At 72.9% G+C, this 19,392-nt stretch carries 18 protein-coding genes and 1 tRNA gene; 13 read left to right on the top strand and 6 right to left on the bottom strand.

The features are described from left to right. Window positions 1-181: 181 nt before the first annotated feature. The 5 genes from AB1673_10245 to AB1673_10225 form a co-directional block, all read right to left on the bottom strand. Window positions 182-949 (bottom strand): hypothetical protein, encoded by a 768-nt coding sequence (locus tag AB1673_10245; protein ID MEW6154351.1) that lies wholly within the window; start codon window positions 947-949, stop codon window positions 182-184. Then, a complete protein-coding gene (locus AB1673_10240; protein MEW6154350.1) occupies window positions 946-1,884 on the bottom strand; it encodes an ATP-binding cassette domain-containing protein in 939 nt (312 codons plus the stop codon). Before AB1673_10240 ends, AB1673_10245 begins: the two co-directional genes overlap by 4 nt. 248 nt (window positions 1,885-2,132) lie before the next feature. Beyond that, a complete protein-coding gene (soxR, locus tag AB1673_10235; GenBank protein ID MEW6154349.1) occupies window positions 2,133-2,570 on the bottom strand; it encodes a redox-sensitive transcriptional activator SoxR in 438 nt (145 codons plus the stop codon). A 171-nt stretch (window positions 2,571-2,741) separates the two neighbouring features. Further along, the gene (locus AB1673_10230) at window positions 2,742-5,507 is read right to left on the bottom strand and encodes a bifunctional [glutamine synthetase] adenylyltransferase/[glutamine synthetase]-adenylyl-L-tyrosine phosphorylase (protein MEW6154348.1); all 2,766 of its coding nucleotides are present in this window, start codon (window positions 5,505-5,507) and stop codon (window positions 2,742-2,744) included. 42 nt (window positions 5,508-5,549) lie between these two features. Continuing rightward, complete coding sequence (locus AB1673_10225) at window positions 5,550-7,079, bottom strand: hypothetical protein (GenBank protein MEW6154347.1); 1,530 nt, start codon at window positions 7,077-7,079, stop codon at window positions 5,550-5,552. A 74-nt stretch (window positions 7,080-7,153) separates the two neighbouring features. On the opposite strand from AB1673_10225, the gene AB1673_10220 reads away from it, so the two are divergent. From AB1673_10220 to AB1673_10210, 3 genes are all read left to right on the top strand, one after another. Further along, window positions 7,154-8,857, top strand: a complete 1,704-nt coding sequence (locus tag AB1673_10220; GenBank protein ID MEW6154346.1) for an NAD+ synthase — start codon at window positions 7,154-7,156, stop codon at window positions 8,855-8,857. 87 nt (window positions 8,858-8,944) lie between these two features. Beyond that, window positions 8,945-9,406: a hypothetical protein gene (locus AB1673_10215; protein MEW6154345.1), complete on the top strand. Its 462-nt coding sequence runs from the start codon at window positions 8,945-8,947 to the stop codon at window positions 9,404-9,406. Between the two features lie 138 nt (window positions 9,407-9,544). Then, entirely contained in the window at window positions 9,545-10,480 is a 936-nt protein-coding gene (locus AB1673_10210; GenBank protein ID MEW6154344.1) for a sigma-70 family RNA polymerase sigma factor, read from the top strand. A 139-nt stretch (window positions 10,481-10,619) separates the two neighbouring features. Here AB1673_10210 and AB1673_10205 read toward each other — a convergent pair. After that, window positions 10,620-10,712 (bottom strand) — tRNA-Sec (locus tag AB1673_10205). A 351-nt stretch (window positions 10,713-11,063) separates the two neighbouring features. On the opposite strand from AB1673_10205, the gene AB1673_10200 reads away from it, so the two are divergent. From AB1673_10200 to phoU, 10 genes are all read left to right on the top strand, one after another. After that, window positions 11,064-11,687: a hypothetical protein gene (locus AB1673_10200; protein MEW6154343.1), complete on the top strand. Its 624-nt coding sequence runs from the start codon at window positions 11,064-11,066 to the stop codon at window positions 11,685-11,687. Then, window positions 11,687-12,904, top strand: coding sequence for a CpaF family protein (locus tag AB1673_10195; protein MEW6154342.1), 1,218 nt, complete (start codon window positions 11,687-11,689; stop codon window positions 12,902-12,904). Before AB1673_10200 ends, AB1673_10195 begins: the two co-directional genes overlap by 1 nt. Further along, window positions 12,901-13,791 carry a type II secretion system F family protein gene (locus tag AB1673_10190; protein MEW6154341.1) on the top strand — a complete coding sequence of 297 codons (891 nt, stop codon included), beginning with the start codon at window positions 12,901-12,903 and terminating at the stop codon, window positions 13,789-13,791. Before AB1673_10195 ends, AB1673_10190 begins: the two co-directional genes overlap by 4 nt. Continuing rightward, window positions 13,788-14,582 carry a type II secretion system F family protein gene (locus AB1673_10185; protein MEW6154340.1) on the top strand — a complete coding sequence of 265 codons (795 nt, stop codon included), beginning with the start codon at window positions 13,788-13,790 and terminating at the stop codon, window positions 14,580-14,582. Before AB1673_10190 ends, AB1673_10185 begins: the two co-directional genes overlap by 4 nt. 42 nt (window positions 14,583-14,624) lie before the next feature. Beyond that, window positions 14,625-14,852 (top strand): DUF4244 domain-containing protein, encoded by a 228-nt coding sequence (locus AB1673_10180; protein ID MEW6154339.1) that lies wholly within the window; start codon window positions 14,625-14,627, stop codon window positions 14,850-14,852. After that, complete coding sequence (locus tag AB1673_10175) at window positions 14,849-15,274, top strand: TadE/TadG family type IV pilus assembly protein (protein MEW6154338.1); 426 nt, start codon at window positions 14,849-14,851, stop codon at window positions 15,272-15,274. Before AB1673_10180 ends, AB1673_10175 begins: the two co-directional genes overlap by 4 nt. A 136-nt stretch (window positions 15,275-15,410) precedes the next feature. Next, window positions 15,411-16,694 carry a hypothetical protein gene (locus AB1673_10170; GenBank protein ID MEW6154337.1) on the top strand — a complete coding sequence of 428 codons (1,284 nt, stop codon included), beginning with the start codon at window positions 15,411-15,413 and terminating at the stop codon, window positions 16,692-16,694. Between the two features lie 130 nt (window positions 16,695-16,824). Continuing rightward, a complete protein-coding gene (locus tag AB1673_10165) occupies window positions 16,825-17,433 on the top strand; it encodes a class E sortase (GenBank protein MEW6154336.1) in 609 nt (202 codons plus the stop codon). Further along, window positions 17,430-18,704, top strand: coding sequence for a fibronectin type III domain-containing protein (locus AB1673_10160; GenBank protein MEW6154335.1), 1,275 nt, complete (start codon window positions 17,430-17,432; stop codon window positions 18,702-18,704). Before AB1673_10165 ends, AB1673_10160 begins: the two co-directional genes overlap by 4 nt. A gap of 26 nt (window positions 18,705-18,730) precedes the next feature. Next, the gene (gene phoU / locus AB1673_10155; GenBank protein ID MEW6154334.1) at window positions 18,731-19,390 is read left to right on the top strand and encodes a phosphate signaling complex protein PhoU; all 660 of its coding nucleotides are present in this window, start codon (window positions 18,731-18,733) and stop codon (window positions 19,388-19,390) included. Window positions 19,391-19,392 lie beyond the last annotated feature (2 nt).

Here is a 19,392-nt window from a genome sequence, read left to right as displayed (position 1 = left end):
GCCCGGAGGCCGAGGGCGCGTCGTGTGACATGTGCACACTTTCGCGACCACCCCGCGCGACTCCTGCTTACAACGGTGAATTCTTCAGAGATCCGTGTCAGGCCGCCCGCTGACCTGAACACTTACGTCGGGACCGACCAAGGGCGGCGGAGCGTTCGTTCCGCCAGGTGACGTCGGTGGGTTATACGACGTCTCGGCGCTGGACCGAGACGAGGCCGACCAGTGCGGGGACGAGCGCCCACGCGGCCAGTGCCACGACGGCCGCGACCGGGCCGGCCTGGCTCCCGACGCCGGCCGCCTCGGCGCTCACGCCTGACAGGGCGGTGGCCAGCGGCGCCGGGACCCAGGCGCTGGCCTCGTTGGCCATCTGCACGATCAGGGGAGGGGCGACGATGAGGGCGAGGACTGCGCCGGTGACCGCGCCACCTGGGTTGCGCACGACCGTGCCGATGCCGGCACCCAGCAGCGCGCCGGCCATGCCTGCGAAGGCGGCGGCGCCGAGGACCCGCACCACTGCGCTCGGCGGGATGAGAAAGCCGAAGTCGGTGGTCGGGAGGGAAGCAGCCACGGCCACGTTGGTGAGGGCGGCCCCCGCCAAGCCGATGGCCGTGCCGCCCACGGCGATGGCACCGTACTGGGCCAGGACGGCCCGGTGCCGGCGCGGTGAGCTGAGGAACGTAGGGATCACCGTGCCGTGGGCGTACTCCCGGGCCACGGCCATGGCACCGAACAACCCGGCCAGAACGGTGGCGTTCGAGGCGAAGGCGACCAGCGACTGCTGGTCGGCAGCCGTGGCCAAGAAGCTCTTGGTGCCGTCGAAGTCGGTGCCCCCGATCACCACCGCAGCGTTGATCCCCGCCATCGCCACCAGAACCACCAGGAACGCCCAGGGCATCCTGGTGGTGGTCAGCTTCCGGAGCTCGGCCCGCAGGAGCCTTGTCCACGTCATGTGCCGACCGGTCCCTCCGGGGCGCTGGTCCACTGGAGGAAGCGCTCTTCGAGCGAACCGGCGTGGGACGCCAGCTCGTGGATGACGATCCCGGCGTCGAAGGCTCGCCGGCCGACATCCTCCATCGCCATTCCCCGCACGACGAGGGCGTCGCCCACACGTTCGACGATGGCACCGGTGTCCTCGAGCAGGCTGTGGAGCCGTTCGGGCTGGGAGCACCGGGCCCGGATGGCGGCTTCCTGCAGCTCGCTGAGCGGCCCGCTGGTCACGAGCCGCCCACGGTTGACGACCACGACGTCGTCGGCCAGCAACTCGACCTCCGCGAGGAGGTGGCTGGAGACGAGCACCGTGTGCCCGGCCGAGGCTCGAGCCCGCAGCAGGTCCCGCATCTGGTGGATGCCCATGGGGTCGAGACCGTTCGCGGGCTCGTCGAGGACGAGCACAGGAGGGTCACCGAGCAGCGCGCCGGCGAACCCGAGGCGTTGCCGCATCCCCAGGGAGTAGGCGCCCACCCGCCGGTCAGCCGCGTCCTGGAGCTCGACGAGCTCGAGGACCTCGTCGACCCGGTCGTGGCCGATGCCGTCCGCGTCGGCCAGTACCCGCAGGTGGTTGCGGCCGGTGCGCCCGGGATGGAACGCGTTCGACTCGAGGAGGGCGCCGACCGTGGCCGACGGGACCGGGAGATCGCGGTAGCGATGGCCACCGATCGTCACTTCGCCGCCGTCGGCCGCCGCGAGGTCGACCATGACCTTCATCGTCGTCGACTTGCCCGAGCCGTTGGGCCCGAGGAACCCGGTCACGCGCCCGGGCCTGGCGACGAACGACAGGTCGGCGACGACGGCCCGATCGCCGTAGCGCTTGGTGAGATGGGCCACCTCGATGGAGAGCCCACCCCCGTTGGGGGCAGGTGTTCGACGGTCGGTTGTCGTCTCCATGACCCCCACCGTAGGCCAAGGTCGTGTCGGACTGTCGGCCTCCATCCCGGGCGGCCACGGTGCCGTGGATTGCCGCTACGGGGCTCCTAGACGCCGTCGGCCTGGAAGTAGAGGCTCGGCGGGGACCCCTCGCCGCCCCCACCCGCGCTGGCGACATAGAGCAGGTCGCGGCCTTCGTCGTAGGCGAGGTCGACAGGCCAGGACGGTCGTCCGAGCGTATGCCAGCCCCCCAACGCTCGCCCGGCCGGTCAGTCCCCCAGCAGGTAGCGGGGACCAGGGCCTTGGCTGGCGGCGGCGTCGCCTGGGTTGCGCAGCCGGCACGACTCCAGCGACAGGCAGCCGCAGCCGATGCAGCCGTCGAGGTCGTCCCGCAGGGCCTCCAGGAGGCGGATGCGCTCGTCGACGAGCGGGCGCCACGAGGCCGACAGGCGGTTCCACTCGGCGGCCGTCGGCCCGTGGTCGGCGGGCAGGGTGGCCAGCGCCCGCCCGATCTCGTCCAGGCTGAGCCCAACCCGCTGCGCGGCTTGGATGAAGGCCAGCCGGCGCAGCACATGGCGGGGGTAGTGGCGCTTGCCCCCGGCCGATCGGTTCGAGCGGATCAGGCCCCGGTCCTCGTAGAAGCGAAGAGCGGAGACCGCCATCCCCGCTCGTTCGGCCACGGCCCCGATCGCCAGCTCCTCCTCCATATCCTCAAGTGTACTTGAGGTTGTGCCTTAGCCGCCTCGGGGGCTGCGCCCCCGGCGCACGGCTGCGCCGTGCTCCCCTATCCCCGCCCGGCTCGCTGGCGCTCGCTCGGTCGGGCGGCGCTTGCATCGACAACAGACTTGTCGATCGGAAAGGCAAGCGCCTACTCGTCCTTACTCGTCCTTGCCGTAGAAGAGGCGCTCGACGACGTGGCGGGCCCGGCGGGTGACGCGGCGGTAGTTCTCGCGGAGGTCGTGGGGCGTGGTGTCGAGGGAGCGGGCCAGGCGGGCCATCTGCTCGGGCCGGCGGGGGAGGGAGTCGTCGGGTGATCCCTTGACGAGGAACCAGCGGTTGCGGGCCCGCTCGCAGAAGCGGTAGGCGTCAGCCAGCACCTCGTGGTCGTCGGCGGCCAGCACGCCGACGTCTCGCAGGCGGTCGAGGGCGGCCATCGTCCCCGTGGCCTGGGTGCGGTGGCGGAGTTGGAGGAGCTGGGCCGTCCACTCGATGTCCGACAGTGAACCCCGGCCCAGCTTGAGGTGGAACTGGGGGTCCTCGCCCGGGGGGATCCGTTCACGCTCGACCCGGGCCTTCATCCTCCGGATCTCGCGCACGTCGGCCTCGGGGAACGGGTCGCGCCATACGTAGGGCTCGACCAGGTCGAGGAACCGGCGGCCGAGGTCGGCGTCCCCGGCTACGAACCGGGCGCGGGTGAGCGCCTGCAGTTCCCAGGTCTGCGCCCAGCGCTCGTAGTACTGGTGGTAGCCGGCCAGGCTGCGGGCCAGCGGGCCGTCCTTGCCTTCGGGACGCAGGCCGAGGTCGAGGGGGTAGACCTGGGTGGCGGGCGTGGGCCCGGAGACGAACCGCAGGAGCGACTCGGCCGCCCGTTCGGCCACCGCGAACTCCTCGGGTGTCGACCCCTCGTAGACGAACAGCACGTCGAGGTCGCTGGCGTAGGACAGCTCGGCGCCACCGAAGCGGCCCATGGCTATCACCGCGAAGGGGACGGCCGGCCCCACGGCGGCCAGGGCCGCAGTGAGGCTGGCCTCGGCCAGCGCCGTGAGCTGGCGGGCGGTGACGACCACCGGATCGTCCCCGTTCGTCGGGCTACCTCGGGGCGCTGCTGGGCCTTCGGTCACCGGTAGGTCTCCGGCCAGCCCGAGGACGTCGGCCGCCGCGATCCGTAGTTCCTCCCGGCGGCGGAACCTCTGTAGGCCCCGCTGGCGGTCCTCGAGCTCGGAGCGCCACGTGAACGACGCGGTGGCCCCGGCCACCATGGCCTCCGACGTCCGGGGCTCGAGGGCCTCGGGAGTGCTGAGGGCGGGGATCAGGTCGGGCTCGCGTTCGAGGGTGGCCGACAGCCGGGCGCTGGTGCCGAGCAGGACGCACAGGCGCCGGGCCGACTCGGGCGAGTCGCGGAACGCGACGGCCAGTTCGGTGGTGCGCTGGCGCCCCGAGGCCAGCTTGCGCAGCCCGAGCAGCCCGAGGTCGGGGTCGGGTGACACCGAGAGCCAGTCGAGCAGCAGGGGCATCAGTTGCTGCATCAGGCGCGACGAACGGGTCAGCCCCCCCGTCAGCTCGACGAGGGCGGCGCGCGTGCGGGCCGCGTCGGTGAACCCGAACGCCGCCAGCCGGTCGACCACCGCCTCGGCGGGCATGGCCGGAGCGGGCACGGTGCCCGCCGGGTGGGCCGAGAGGGCGTCGAGCAGCGGCCGGAAGAACAGGTGCTCGTGGATGGAGCGCACCCCGGCCTGCAGCCGGCGCAGGTAGCTGGACAACAGTTCGCCGGCCGTGGCCTCGACCGTGTCGCGATAACCCAGGACGCGGGCCAGCCGGTCCTGCGCCCCCTTGTCGGTGGGCAGGGAGTGCACCTGCTGCTCGCGTTCGAGCTGGAGGCGGTGCTCGACGGTCCGCAGCAGGTGGTAGGCCTCGTTCAGCGATCGGGCGTCGGCCGCGTCCACATAGCCCGAACGGCCCAGTTCGCCCAGGGCGTCGAGCGTGGTGGGCGAACGGAGGGACTCGTCGTGGCCCCCGTGGACCAGTTGCAGCAGTTGCACGGCGAACTCGATATCTCGGATGCCGCCCCGGCCCCGCTTGATCTCCCGGTCGGTCAGGCCCTTGCGGGCCAGCTCAGCCTCCGACCGGGCCTTCATGGTCCTCACCGCCCGCAGGTCGTCGGCCGTGAACGGCCGGCCCCAAAGGCGTTCCTGGGCGCTGGCCAGGAACGCCTGGCCCAGCTCGGGGTCCCCGGCCACCGGCCGGGCCTTGATGAGGGCCTGGAACTCCCACGTCTGCGCCCACCGTTCCCAGTAGGCCTCGAACGAACCCAGGGTGCGGGTCAGGGGGCCGTCCCGCCCCTCGGGCCGGAGGTTGGCGTCGACCCGGAACGACGCCTCCCGGGCGGCGGCCATCAGGGCACGCGCCGCCCGGTCGGTGTCCTCGTCCCCGGGCCGGGCCACGAACATCACGTCGATGTCGCTGGAGTAGTTGAGCTCGGAGCCCCCGAGCTTTCCCATCCCGATCACGGCCAGCGGGGGTGAGCCGGCGAGCTCGTAGGCCGCCTGCAGGGCGTCGGACGCCAGCGCCGCCAGGTCACGCCCGACCTGGGGAAGGTCGTCCATGCCCAGCAGGTCACGGGCCGCCACCCGCAGCAGTTCGAGTGCCTTCCAGCGCCGCAGGTCGGCGCTGGCCGAGATCGTCCCCATGGGCCGCCGGTCGTCGAGGTTCGCGATGACCTCGACAGCCGCCGGGTCGGCGACCAGCAGCTCGGTCAGGGACCGGCTGGCGGCCGTGACGGCCACCAGGGCCCGGCACAGACCGGGCTCGGCCACCAGCCGGTCCGCCAGCCCCTGGTGGGCCTCCTCCAGCCGTTGCAGGGCAACGGCCACCACGGCGGGTGCCGCCGAGCGGTCTATCGCCTCCTGGACGGCGGTGGCGGCCACGGCCAGCAGTCTCGCAGCCCCCGGCCTCTCCTCAGGGCTCGTTCAGGTTGTGCAGCGAAGGGTCAGCCTGACGCTGGTGATCGATTCGTTGCCGGCACCGTCGGTGGCCGAGACCAGCACGGGTAAGGCGATCTCCTGGAGGTGGGCGTTCAAGGCCTTGAACGGTCCGAGGGTCGCCGAGTAGCTGCCCGCGCCGGAAGCGGTCATCGTCCTCAGCGACTCTGGGTCGGTCGACAACATGGCCGTGACCGAGCTCACACCGGACGGATCGCTGGCCGTCACCGTGACGGTGGTCTGCATGGGGTCGGCGTTGGTGCACGTGCCATTGGGGCGCACGGTCGACGGGCTGACGGACAGGCCGGTGAGCGACGGCCCGTCGACGTCGGGCGGCACCGTGGTCGTCGTGGTCGTGGTGGTGGCGACCGTCGTCGCGGTGGTGCCCGTGTTGCCCCCTCCGGTCCCGCCCCCGCCGGTCCCGGGGCCACCGCCACCGCCACCGGTGCCGCCCGTCCCGGCTCCCCCGGTGCCCGCGACCACTATGGGACGGCCGGTGGTGGTCGAGCCATCGGGCTCACCCTCATCGCCTTCGGGCATCGTCGTGGTGGGGGCCACCGTCGTCGTGGCGCGCGACGTCGTCGTCGGGACGGCGACCGTCGTGCCCACGGCCGCCACCCGCTCGCCGCCCCCGTCGTCGCGGGTGGCGATCAGGGCGCCGGCCCCGAGAACGAGCACCAGGGCGGCAGCCACGGCCACGGGCCAGCGCCGAGGCCCGGCCATGGGCAGCGGTGGCGGGAACCCGCCCCGGCGGGCCGGCCAAGGCCGGCCGCGGTGGGACGCCAGCTCGGCTCCTTCGAGCACCTGGCCGGCGATCTCAGGCGAGGGCGGCCCCGCGGGCCCCACTCGCATGAGGGTGCCGGCCGCGAGGTGGCGCCGGCGCCGGGGGCCGCACGTCGGGCAGTCCCACGCGTGCTCGGAGACGAGGCGCCGTTCGGAGGCGGTCAGGATCGCCCCCGCGCCCACCAGCACGCCGGCGAGCTCGTCGCAGTCCTGGCGGCCCAGGTAGGCCACCACGTTCTCGGCCAACGCCTCCTCGGCCTCGTGGGTCAGCCGGTCGGCCATGGGCCCGGCCTGGCTGGGCGAGGCGCCGAGGATGTCGGCCAGGTCGTCGTCGTCAAAGCCTTGGCGGCACCGCAGGTCCAAGATCGCCCGGTCCCGGGCCGGGAGCTGCTCGCCGACGGCTCGTACCACCTCCACCAGCTCGCCCCAGCTCGCCCCGGCCCCCGTGGGCGGGGCCGGCGTAGACGAGGCCGGGGCCGGACGGTGGCGACCGGCCAGGGCCTGGCGGCTGGCGATGGCGAACAGCCAGGTGCGGAGCCGTTCCGGCTCGACCAGCTGATCGGCCCGGGCGGCCGCCTCTATGAAGGTGTCGTAGAGGGCGTCGTCCGCTTGGTCGCGGTCCTGCAGGACCCACCACAGATAGTCGTGGAGTCGGCCGGCGTAGCGGTCGTAGACACGAGCGAGAGCCGCCGTATCACCCGTAGCTGCCCGCTGGACGAGCTGGGCATCGTCCATCGAGGTAAATGCTACGCCTTTTCACCATCGGTAGGCTCGTCACGCACGACTGGCCCCGATCGCGAGGAGGACAACTGGCCCGACTGCGGGTTGCCGCCTGCCAGATCGACACCGTCGTCGGCGACCTCGACGGCAACGTCGAGCGGGTGCTGGGCGCCCTGTCGGAGGCCGAGGCCGAGGGCGCCGACCTGGCCGTGTTCCCCGAGCTGGCCATCTGCGGTTACCCGCCCGAGGACCTCCTGCTCAAGCCCGGCTTCGTGGCCGACAACCTGGTCGCCCTGGAGAAGCTGGCGTCGCGTACGGGCCGGTGTGCCGCCGTGGTGGGGTTCGTCGACGCCCGCCGTGACCTCTACAACGCGGCGGCCGTGTGCGCCTCGGGGACGGTGCGGGGTGTCTACCGCAAGCGCCTGCTGCCGAACTACTCGGTGTTCGACGAGCAGCGCTACTTCACGCCCGCCTCCGGCCCGCTCGTGCTCTTCGTGGTGGCCGGGGTGCGGGTCGGGGTGACGATCTGCGAGGACGTGTGGGCTCCCGCCGGGCCTATGGCCGAGCAGGCCGCCGGTGGCGCCGAGCTGGTGGTCAACCTCAGCGCGTCCCCTTATTACGCGGGCCGCTTGCCCGAGCGCGAGCGCATGCTGGCCACCCGGGCGGCCGACGCGTCGTGCGAGCTGCTCTACGTGAACGCCGTGGGTGGCCAGGACGAGCTGGTGTTCGACGGGGCATCGCTGGCCGTGTCGTCCATCGGCGAGATCGTGGCCCGGGCCCCCCAGTTCGCCGAGCACACGATGGTGGTCGACCTCGACGTGCGTCCCGTCTTCCGCAAGCGCCTGCTCGACCCTCGGGGCCGGGCCCCGGCCCAGCCGCTCGACGAGGTGCTGGTGAGCCCCCCGCGGGCAGCCGACGCCGCCTTCGGTCCTGCGGCGCCGGCGGTGCTCGCCCCGGTGCTGGCCCCTGTGGCCGAGGTCCACCGGGCGCTGGTGGTGGGCACCCGCGACTACGTCCGCAAGAACGGCTTCACCGACGTGGTGATCGGCCTGTCCGGTGGCGTCGACTCGTCGCTGGTGGCCGCCATCGCGGCCGAGGCCCTCGGGCCCGAGCACGTGCACGGGGTGCTGATGCCGTCGCGTTTCACCAGCGACACCTCGACCGCCGATGCCCTGGAGCTGGCCGCCAACTTGGGGATCGAGAGCCGGGTCGTGCCCATCGAGCCCCTGCACGCCGCCGCGCTGGCCCAGCTGGGCCCCTCGTTCGAGGGCCTGGCGCCCGACCTGACCGAGGAGAACGTCCAGGCCCGTGCCCGGGGCCTGCTGCTGATGGCCCTGTCCAACAAGTTCGGCTGGATGGTGCTGGCCACGGGCAACAAGAGCGAGATGGCGGTCGGGTTCTCCACGCTGTACGGGGACCTGGCGGGCGGGTTCGCGGTGATCAAGGACGTGCCCAAGACCCTCGTCTACGCCCTGGCCCGGGAGGCGGCGGCCATCCCCGCCAACGTGCTGGCCAAGCCGCCCACGGCCGAACTGCGGCCCGACCAGCGCGACGACCAGTCCCTGCCGCCCTACGAACAGCTCGACCCCGTGCTGGAGGCCTATATCGAAGGCGATTCCACGGCCGCCGACCTGGTGCGGGCCGGGTTCGACGCCGACCTGGTGCGCCGGGTGGTCGACCTGGTCGACAAGGCCGAGTACAAGCGGCGCCAGGCCCCCCCGGGCGTGCGGGTCACCCCCAAGGCCTTCGGCAAGGACCGCCGCCTGCCCATCACCAACCGCTACCGCGGCTGACCGGGGCAAGCGAGCGGGGGGACCGCCGACCCGGCGTCACCGAGTGGGCATCGAGTGCCGGGAGCAACGCTCCTACGCTATGCGACGATGCCGCTGCAGCCCCTGGAGGCCACCGCCCGCCGGTACGCGGCCGTGGAGCGGCGGCTGTTCGAGGTCGTGGGCTCGTGGGTCCCCGCCACGCCTGATGCCGAAACCAAGCTGGTGCTGAGGGAGGCCTCCTTCCGCCACGGTTGGCACTCGGGGCTGTGGGAGGGGTTGTTGCCGGTGGGGTCACCGGCGGCGCCCGAGGGGTCGGACGCCCTTGCCCTGCCGGCCGGGGCCACGACCACCGAGCGACTTGAGGCGCTGTACGGAGTGGTGCTGCCGGCGCTGGTGGCGGACTACGAGCGGCTCCTCATCGAGGCGGAGCGGGACGTGGCTGCCGGTGGGCCACTGCGGCGCGTGCTCAGGCTGGCCCTGGCGGACGACCACGCCGAGCTGGCTGTCGGGAAAGCACTGCTAGGGCGCATGGGACCGCGAGAGCCGTCGATGGGCGACGATATCCACTGAACGGTCCGGGGGACTTGACCGCCCGGGTATGCTTCAGGGCGACAGCAGCCAAGTCCGACCGGGTCCAGCCGGAATCATCGCGTCTCCGAGCGCGTTCTCCTTGGATGGTCGGTCTACCACAGAGCTAGAGGTTTCGAGTTGCCCAAAGAGCGCGTGGAACGGGACGAGGAAGACCTCGTCCGCCTGTACCTCACCGACATCGGGCAGTACCCACTGCTCACCAAGGACGACGAGGTCCGGTTGGCCAAGGCCATCGAGGCCGGCAATGAAGCGCGCACCCAGATAGATACCGAGAGCGGCCTGTCGCAGGGCAAGCGCCGTGAGCTACGCCGGGTGGCCAACGAGGGCCAGCTCGCCCAGTCGACGTTCGTGAAGTCCAACCTCCGGCTGGTCGTCTCCATCGCCAAGAAGTACCAGGCGTCGGGACTTCCCCTGCTGGACCTCATCCAGGAGGGCAACCTCGGGCTCATGCACGCCGTCGAGAAGTTCGACTGGCGCAAGGGCTTCAAGTTCTCCACCTATGCCACCTGGTGGATCCGCCAGGCCATCACCCGGGGGATCGCCAACACGGGCCGGACCATCCGTCTGCCGGTACACGCGGGCGACACCCTTGCTCGCCTCCAGAAGGCGCGCGCCCGCCTGGAGCTCAAGCTGGGCCGTCCGGCCACCCTTTCGGAGCTCTCGGCCGAGGTCGAGATGCCCGAAGACAAGGTCACCGAGGCGCTGCGGTTCGCGGCCGAGCCTCTCTCGCTCTCGGAGCCCCTGCGTGAGGACGGGGACGCCGAGCTGGGCGACGTGGTCGAGGACCGGTCGGCCGAATCGCCCTTCGAGGTGGCAGCCACCGCCCTGCTGCCCGACGAGATCGCCAAGCTGCTGGGGCCCCTCGACGAGCGCGAGCGGGAGATCCTGCGCCTGCGCTTCGGCCTCGACCGGGGCGAGCCCCGCACCCTCGAAGAGGTGGGCGAGCATTTCAACCTGACCCGTGAGCGCATCCGCCAGATCGAGGCAAGGGCCATGTCGAAGCTGCGCCACCCTTCGAGCGACACCGGCGCCCGAGACCTGCTGGCGGTCTGAGACCGGCGTGCCCGCCTCCCGGCGCAGCTCGCGGCGGTGGTTGGGGATGGCCCCGACCGAGAAGCTGGCCGGGCTGCGCCAGGCCAGGTCTGCCGGAGGGCACACGGGCCAGGGCCCGGGTGCCCGCCCGACAGCGGAGCGGAGGTGGACGGGAATCGAACCCGCCAGACGGGGATCACCCGTCTCAGCCGCTTTGAAGGCGGTGGGGCCCACCAGGCGCCCGGACACCTCCGACGAAGAAGCTAGCGCCCTTTCCGCCGGGCCCGGCCCCCGGGTAGGCTTGTCGCCCATGAAGAAGCTCCTGTTGCTCGCGGTCCTTGTTGCTCTCGGCGTCGTCGCCGCCAAGAAGGTGAAGGGCGCCAACTAGACCCTGGTTGCGGGGATGCCCGGTCTGCCGTGAGGTAGGCCGGGCATCTTCTTTTTCCGCGTCCGGCGCCAGCACTCGCAGATTGTCTGTTGCCTCCTGTCGCGGGGTCTGCTAGTATTTGATCATCTTCTCTTCCCCCTCGTAATACAAGACGTTACGAGGGGAGGTCCGGTGCTGGTTGCGTGCTGGTCACCGAAGGGGGGAAGCGGCACCACCGTGGTGTCCGTTCTCCTGGCACTGCTATGGGCGCGGGCCAGCGCGGGCGGAGCGGTCCTCGCCGACCTCACCGGCGACGTGCCCGCCGCCCTGGGCGTGCCCGACGCGGCCGGGCCGGGGCTTCTCGACTGGTGGGGGGCGGCCGGCGGGGTAGACGCCGTTGCCCTCGGGCGCCTCGAGGTCGAGGTCGGGCGCTCACTGCGCCTCCTTCCCTGCGGCGGGTCGTTACCCGGCGGTGGTGGGGCCGATCGAGCCGACATGCTGGCTGCCCTGCTCGGGGCCGATCCCCGGCCGGTCGTGGCCGACTGCGGCACGGCCGGCCGCTCACCGGCCCGGGAGCTGGCCGCCGGCGCGGTGCTGTCCCTGGCCGTGCTCCGACCCTGCTACCTCGCCCTGCGCCGGGCGCTCGACGCCGACATCCGCCCCAGCGGGGTGGTGCTGGTCACCGAGCCGGGCCGGGCGCTCCAGCGCCGTGACGTGGAAGACGTGCTCGGGGCCCCGGTGTGGGCCGAGCTGCCCCTCGACCCGGCGGTGGCGCGCGCCGTCGACGCCGGCCTGCTCGGCTCTCGCGTCCCCCGCTCGGCCGAGCGGGCCTTCGACCAGGTCCTCGGGGCGGTGGCGTAATGAGAGAGGGGTCGACGACGGCCCGGGTCCACGCCCGGCTGCTCGAGAGCGGCGGGGAGGGTGACCTGTCCAGGCGGGTGGAGGCGCTCGTGGGCGAGGAGGCCCCGCTCCTGGCACCCCGCCAGCGGGCTCGGATGGTCGGTGAGGTGCTGGCCGCCGTCGAGGGGATGGGCCCCCTGCAACCCCTGCTGGCCGACCCCGCGGTCACCGACATCATGGTCAACGGCCCCGGTCCCGGCCGGGTGTGGGTCGAACGATCGGGAGTCCTCAGGCGTGTGCCCCTCGACCTGGCGGCTTCGACGATCGAGCACCTCATAGAGAAGGTGGTGGCGCCCCTCGGGCTACGAGCCGACCGGGGCAGCCCGCTGGTCGACGCCCGACTGCCCGACGGCTCCCGGGTCAACGCCGTGGTCCCCCCGCTGGCCGTCGACGGGCCCTGCCTCACGATCCGCCGATTCGGCGCCCGCACGCTGGCGGTTGAGGCGTTCGCCCCCCCGCCCGTGGCCGCCCTACTGACGTGGGCGGTCGTCGCCCGGCTCAACGTGCTGGTCTCGGGGGGGACCGGGGCGGGCAAGACCACCCTCCTCAATGCCCTGGGCGCCCACATCCCACCGGGCGAGCGGGTGGTCACGGTCGAGGACGCGGCCGAGCTGCGCCTCCCGGGAGACCACGTCGTCCGCCTCGAGGCCCGGCCCGCCAACGCCGAGGGGGCGGGCGAGGTCAGGGTGCGCGAGCTGGTCCGCAACGCCTTGCGCATGAGACCCGACCGCATCCTGGTGGGGGAGGTGAGAGGGCCGGAGGCCCTCGACATGCTCCAAGCCATGAACACCGGCCACGAGGGGTCACTCTCGACATGCCACGCCAACAGCCCGGCCGACGCTCTGCGGCGCGTCGAGACCATGGTGCTCATGGGCGACCTCAACCTCCCCCTGGCTTCGGTACGCGCCCAGATCCGCTCCGCCGTCGACCTCGTGGTCCAGGTGAGCCGGCGCCCCGACGGTGCCCGGCGGGTCACGGCCGTCGCGGAGGTGGAGCCGGTGGGGCCCGCGCCGAGCGGCGGGGCCGACGGCTCCCCCGGCGACCGCCTATGGGCGCCCGGGCCCGACGGCGACGGCACCCGGCTCCTGGCCGGTCCCGACGCGGTCGTCTCCCTGCCCTCGAGGGGCCCGAGGGTGCCGTGGGCGCCCCCCGCCGACCCCGCGTGGTGCTCGCCGTGAGCTGGCTTGCGGCCGCCCTGGTCCTCGTTACCGCTATGGCGGCGCGCCAGGCTGTCCGGGCCACCCGGGCCCAGGCCGGCCGCCGCCGTATGCGGGCCCACGCCGGTCCCCACGACGGTCGGGGCCTGGCCCTGCTCGCCCTTCCGGCGCCCCCGTGGTTGGAGCGCTGGCTGGAGCGGGCTGGGTCCGAGCGCCCCGCGTCCAGCGTCTGGTCGGTGTGGGTCGTCTGCGGGGCCGCCGGCCCTGCCCTGGCCCTGGCCGTGGCGGGCGCTGCCGTGGCCGTACTGGTAGCGGCCTGCGCCGTCGTCATACCGGTGGTCGTGCTGCACACGCGCCGCCATCGCGGTGGTGCCCGGCTGGAGGAGGGCCTGCCTGGGGCACTGGAAGCCATGGCCAGATCGCTGCGGTCGGGCGCCGGCCTGCGCCAGGCCGTGGGCGAGGCCGCGGTGGCCACTGCGGGCCCACTCGGGAGAGAGCTGGGCCGCGTGGCCCGCCAGGCCGGCCAGGGAGCCAGCTTGGTCGAGGCCCTCGAGGGGCTCGCAGCCCGCCACCCCATGCCCGGGTGCCGCCTGGCGGTGGCCGCCCTCTGTCTGGGAGTGGAGACCGGAGGCGCCCAGGCCCGGGCCGTCGACGGGGTGGCCGCCACCCTCCGGGACCGCCTGGCCGTCACCGCCGAGGTCAAGGCCTTGGCTTCTCAGGCCCGGGTGTCGGCCATGGTCATCGGGCTGGCACCACTGGCCTTCGGGGCCTTCGCCGTCACTACCGATCCCCGTACCGGCGACTTCCTGTTCAACACCCCGGTCGGCATCGCCCTTCTGACCACCGGCGTCGTCCTCGACGGTCTGGGGTGGCTGTGGATGCAGCGCCTGACTCGCGTGGCGCTGTGACCGGCACCCTTCTGGTCCTGGCCTGGGTGGCGGTCGTGGCCCGCGTGGCCTGGCCCCACCGGCCCGCTCCCGCCCGGGCTCGTGCCATGGTGGAAGCCGCGCGTCGAGAGGGCCCGACGGCGAGGAGGCCCGGTGATCGGCGCGGGCCGGTCGAGGCCCTGGGGTGGTGGGCGCTGGGGTGGGCCGGGCGTTCCCCGACACCCGAGGGCGCGCGCCGGTTGGGGACCGCCCTGGTGGCCGCACTGTTGTGTTTGGCCGTCGTCCCTCCGGCGGCCGTCCCGGCCGCGCTCGTGGCCTGGGCCCTGCCCGCGACCCGCGCCCGCCGAGCCGAACGTCGCCGGTTGGCGGCCCTGGCTGCCGACCTGCCCGACGTCGTCGACCTCCTCGTCCTGGGGGTGAGCTCGGGCCTTACCGTCCACCTGGCGGTGGCCCGGGTGGCCGCTCGCGCCCCTGGCCCCCTGGCCGAGGAGCTGGCCCGGGTGATGCACGAGGTGGGCCTCGGCCGTCGCCTGTCCGACGCCCTCGACGACCTGCCGGTCCGCGCCGGTGAGCCGATGAGGCCGGTGGTGGCCGCCCTGGTGGCCTCCGAGCGCTATGGCGCCCCCCTGGTGGCCGGTCTCGAACGGCTGGCCGACGAGGTCCGTCGCGATCGCCGGCGCCGGGCCGAGGAGGCCGCTCGCAAGGTCCCCGTCAAGCTCCTCTTCCCCCTGGTGCTGTGCACGTTGCCGGCGTTCGGCCTGCTGACGGTCGCACCGCTGGTGGCCAGCGCGGTGCGTTCGCTGCACCTGTGACTTCCCCCTCCGCAGTCAACCCCATCCTCAAGGGAGCCAACGTTGTCCGACATCTCGATCCACCTCTACCTCTTCCTCACGACTCTGGCCGGCCGGGCCGGCCGTCGCCTGGTGCCCGACGAGCGCGGGCAGGCCTCCGCCGAGTACGCGCTGGTACTGCTGGGGGCGGCGGCCGTCGCCCTGCTCATCGTGGCCTGGGCCACGAAGACCGATCTCGTCGAGCAGCTCTTCGAGAAGGTGATGAAGGCCATCACCGGCAAGGTCTCGTGACGAGGCGATTTCGTGAGCGAGCCGGCCCGGCCGGCTCGCTCACACCCCGGCCGGGCCGTGTCCCGCGGGGCCAGGCAGCCGTGGAGCTGGCCCTCGTCCTGCCCCTGGTCGTCATGCTTCTCCTGTTGGTCGTCCAGGTGGGGCTGCTGGCCCGCGACCAGGTGCTGGTGGTGCACGCCGCCCGAGAGGCCGCACGCGAGGCGGCCGTCGACCCCGCCCCCGAAGCGGCCCGTACGGCCGCCGAGGCGTCGTCGGGGCTGGACCCCGGGAGGCTCGACGTCGAGGTCACCGGCCGGGGCGCCCCGGGTAGCCGGGTGAAGGTCACAGCCCGCTACCGGTCACCCACCGCAGTGCCCGTGGTCGGGGCACTGGTGGGGGAGCTTCGCCTCCAGGCGTCGGCTACCATGCGTGTCGAACGGTGATCGTCCGGCCACGGAGAGGATTCTTCCGTGGCTCTGGCGAAATCCTTAGAAGCGTGGTAACTGTCTTTCACAAGCGGGACATGCTGGGGACTATTCGTTGAGCGGCTGCTCAATTATTGGGAGGGGCACGAAGCGCATGTCCAAGATCCGTCGAGCGGGTGCGGCCGTTCTGAGCTCCGTCGTCGCCGGGGCCTTCCTCGTGGCCGTCCCGGCAGGTGCCCAGGGTTCCACGACTACTGTCACGGCCGCCGAGGCCTTCATCGCGTCGGCGTCGGCGCGGGGCCTCGACATCAACCTGCTGGGCACCCACGTCAGCGTGGGCCACTCCAGCGCGCTGGTGCAGTCCGGCCAAGCCGGCCCCAAGGCCCAGGCCCAGGGAGCGGGGGTCTTGCTCGTGGCCGGCACGGTGGCCAACGCCTTGGCCGAGGGCAACAACGTGACCGACACGCCCGACCCCGCCTGCCTTCTCAACCTTCCCCTGCTCGGGCTCCTCACGTTGGCGACGGCCTGCGGCGAGGCGGCCGCCACCACGGCCAACGGCCTGCCCCAGGCGGCGGCCACCGGCACGGTGGCTGAGATCGACCTCGGGGGCAGCCTGCTCACCCCGCTGCTCGACGCCGTCAGCGCCCTCGTGGGCCAGACCGTGGGCGCCGTGGTCGACCCCCTCCTGGCCCTTCTGGGCAACCTTCTCAACCCCCTGCTGGGGGCGCTCAACCTCAACGTCAACAGCCTCGTCGACGACCTGCTCGAGGGTCTCGAGCGGGCCACGTCGGTCCTGTCGGTCAGTGTCGGCCCGTCGGCCTCTCAGGCCTCCACGTCGGCAGGTTCGGTCAAGTCGCTGAGCGTGGCCGAAGGGGCCGTGATCCGGGTCCTGCCCGGTCTGTCGCCCCTGGGCGCGCCGCTGGCCACCATCACGGTCGGCAAGGCCCAGGCTGCGGTCGACGTGACCCGCCCGGGCCCGAGCGAGGTCGGCGCCGTGAACGCCACCGCCGTCCCCTCCTTCCAGGCCGCTCTCGTCCAGGTCGACCTCGGCATCCCCCTGCTGGGCAACATCACCAGCATCCCGGTCTCGCTGGGCGAGCCCCTGACGCTGCTGGCCGGCACCCCGCTGGAGTCGACGATCACCGTCGGCGGCGGCTCGGTGTCCGACGGCCCCAACGGCTCCAAGCTGGCCGTGGCCGACGGGGTCAGCCTTCAACTGCTCAAGGGCCTCAGCGGGGGCATAGGGATCGCCCTGGCCCACGCCGAGGCGGCCGGAGGTGGGCTCTCGGCCCAGATCTCGGTCCAGCAGGAGCAGATCATCCCGGTGCCCCAGCCGGAACTGGCCAAGACCGGTAGCGACGCTTGGCTGCCCATGCTGGGCGCCGCCCTCCTGCTGGCCGCCTTCGGCACCCGGCGCCTGCTGCTGGTCCGCCGCTGACGGGCCAGGGCCCCGAGCCCTGCCCGTCGGCTCCGCCTTCACCCGCCCCCCGTCGCTGACGATCACCCAGCCCGACCTTCGGTAGCCTTGAGGCAGCCATGACCCAACGTCGTAACCGTGGGCGGCCCCAGTGCTAGAGCTCCTGCGCACCAAGCCCGCCGTCCGCCGCAGCATCTCGGTGCTCTCGGTCCTGCTGCTCTTAGGAGGGCTCGCCCTGGTGGGCTACCCCTTCTACACCAACATGTGGCAGTCCCGTCTGCAGAGCCAGCTCACCAAGCAGCTGGCCAGTCCCGAGTTGGTGCAGGCCTACCGGGAGCGGGCCGTCGAGACCGGTGACAGCCTGACCCGGGTACGTATCCCCGCCCTCGACGTCGACACGGTGGTCGTCGAGGGCATCACGCCCAGCGCACTGCGGGCGGGTGCCGGCCACTACCCCCAGACCCCGCTGCCGTGCGAGGCCGGCAACGTGGCTATCGCCGGGCACCGCACGACCTACGGCAAGCCGTTCGGCAACATCGACCGGCTCAAGGTGGGTGACACCATCGAGCTGACCACCCCCATCGGCGGGTGCGTCTACCAGCTCACCAAGGCCCCCTTCATCGTCGAACCCACGGACATGTCGGTCCTCGACCCGACGGCCGAGCGCACCCTCACGCTGACCACCTGCCACCCCCGTGGGTCGGCCGCCCAGCGTCTGATCGTGCAAGCCACCTGGGTCAGAGACCTCCCGGCGGCATGACCGGCCGTAGACGCCGGGCCCTGCCGCTGGTCGCCGGCCTAGCCGTGTCGTTGGTGATGGCCTTGGGCCCGGTCCCGGTGGCGGGGGCGGCTGCCGGCCTGTCGGTGGACATCGCCACCCCCGAACCTGGGGAGTGGTTCACGTCCTCGGGGAGGGTGACCGTCACCGGCGAGGCCAGCGCGGCCACGCTGTTCGCGTCGGTAGGGCGGGTGAGCGTGCGCTTCTACCGGGGCGGGGGCATGGTCGAGAGCGGTGACGCCTGCAACCCGTGCTCGTCCGACCCGACCGTCCCGTTCAGCTACACGTCGGGAGTACTCGACCACAACGGTCCCTACACCGTCGAGGTCGTGGCCGTGGGTCACGTCCTGCTCAGCGGGCTCCGAGTCGACGGGTCGGCGACGCGCGACATCGTGGTGGCCGTCCCCCCGGCGCCCCCGACCGGCCTCAAGGCCGAGCCCCAGCCCGACCGCACCGTCAAGCTCTCGTGGACGGCGCCGGCCATGAGCCCCGACTTCCTGGGTTACGCCATCTACCGCAACAGCGACTCGCGGGGCTTCGTGGGCCTGCACACCACCGTGAACACGACGTTCACCGACCAGGGTGCGGCCCAGCTCGGGGGGGCCGTGCAATACCAGGTGGCTTCGGTGCGCCGCGGGCCCGTCCCCGACGATCCCCGCGAGGCCCTCCAGACCCGCTCGGCGGCCGTGGTGGCCAACCTGCCGGCCCTGCCCACGACCACCACCTCCAGCGTGCCCGGCGGGACCAGCGCCCCTCCCACGACGGCCGTTCCCGGAGGTGGCCTCCAAGACGGAGGGGCGGCCGAGCTCGACTTGGGCTCGCTCCTGCAGCAGTCACCGGTGGACGTACCCCGGCTCCCGGCCCCCACGCCCCCGACCCTGCCCGACACCGGCTTCGACGCCAACCTGCCCTTCCCGTCCACGTCGGCGCCGGCGTCCTCGCCCATCGAGGGACGCCAGCAGGGAAGGGCGGCATCGTCCACCGGTACGGGCGAGCTCGGGGCCGAGGGCGGCGACGACTCCAACCGTCGCGCCCTGCTCGTACCCGTGGCCGCCGGGTCGGTCCTCTGCGTGACGGCCCTGCACCTGCGCTGGCTCAACCGGCGCTTGGCCACGGGGGCGGCCGCGGTGGTGACCGGGGGCGGGGCCGCCGCGGGCGGCCCGGGCCCGTTCGACATCGCCGAGCTGGAGCCGCTCGGGCCCGAGCCCGAACACGTCGGGGCCGGCTCGGGGGCGTCCGGACGCCTACGCTGACCCGACCCGAATAGGGTCGAGGCCCAGTGGAACTCCGCAGCGCATTCCATCGCGAGCTCGAGGTCGTCGACCTCCAGGTCCGGCGCCTGTTCGCCCTGGTCATCGAAGCCATCGGCGGGGCCACCGACGCCCTGCTGGCCGGGGACCGCCAGGCGGCCCGCGACCTCGTGGCCCGCGACGACCTGCTCGACGCCTTATACGTCGACGTCGAGAAGGTGGTCCAGCGCCAGTTCGCCCTCCAGGGGCCCCTGGCCACCGACCTGAGGTTCCTGCTGTCGGTGCTGCGCATAGTGCCCGAACTGGAGCGCAGCGGTGACCTGGCCGAACACATAGCCCAGTGCGCGGCCCGGGGCATCACCAGCGAGCTGACTCCTCGGTTACGGGGGCTGATCCAGCAGATGGGACGCGTGGGCGTCAGCCTCTGGCAGGAGTCGGCCCGGGTTTACGACAGCCGGGAGGCCGGGGCCGGCGAACGCCTCCGCGACCTCGACGACGAGCTCGACGACCTCCACGTGAGCTTCATCGCCGAGCTGGCCAGCGGCAAGGTGAGTGTCCCGGTGGCCATCGAGCTGGCTCTCGTGGGCCGGTTCTACGAGCGGCTGGGCGACCACGCCGTCAACATCGGCGGGCGGGTCGACTACATCGCCACCGGCGGTTTCAAGCCCCGGCCGGGCGACGAGACCTGAGC

Source organism: Actinomycetota bacterium, assembly GCA_040754375.1.
GTDB lineage: Bacteria > Actinomycetota > Acidimicrobiia > Acidimicrobiales > AC-14 > JBFMCT01.
This window is presented reverse-complemented; position numbering and strand designations above follow the sequence as displayed.

What these genes read in the sequence shown, in the direction of transcription:
- AB1673_10245 (MEW6154351.1), bottom strand. Translation starts at nt 949, where the DNA reads ATGACGTGGACAAGGCTCCTGCGGGCCGAGCTCCGGAAGCTGACCACC.
- AB1673_10240 (MEW6154350.1), bottom strand. Translation starts at nt 1,884, where the DNA reads ATGGAGACGACAACCGACCGTCGAACACCTGCCCCCAACGGGGGTGGG.
- soxR (MEW6154349.1), bottom strand. Translation starts at nt 2,570, where the DNA reads ATGGAGGAGGAGCTGGCGATCGGGGCCGTGGCCGAACGAGCGGGGATG.
- AB1673_10225 (MEW6154347.1), bottom strand. Translation starts at nt 7,079, where the DNA reads ATGGACGATGCCCAGCTCGTCCAGCGGGCAGCTACGGGTGATACGGCG.
- AB1673_10215 (MEW6154345.1), top strand. Translation starts at nt 8,945, where the DNA reads ATGCCGCTGCAGCCCCTGGAGGCCACCGCCCGCCGGTACGCGGCCGTG.
- AB1673_10195 (MEW6154342.1), top strand. Translation starts at nt 11,687, where the DNA reads ATGAGAGAGGGGTCGACGACGGCCCGGGTCCACGCCCGGCTGCTCGAG.
- AB1673_10170 (MEW6154337.1), top strand. Translation starts at nt 15,411, where the DNA reads ATGTCCAAGATCCGTCGAGCGGGTGCGGCCGTTCTGAGCTCCGTCGTC.
- AB1673_10160 (MEW6154335.1), top strand. Translation starts at nt 17,430, where the DNA reads ATGACCGGCCGTAGACGCCGGGCCCTGCCGCTGGTCGCCGGCCTAGCC.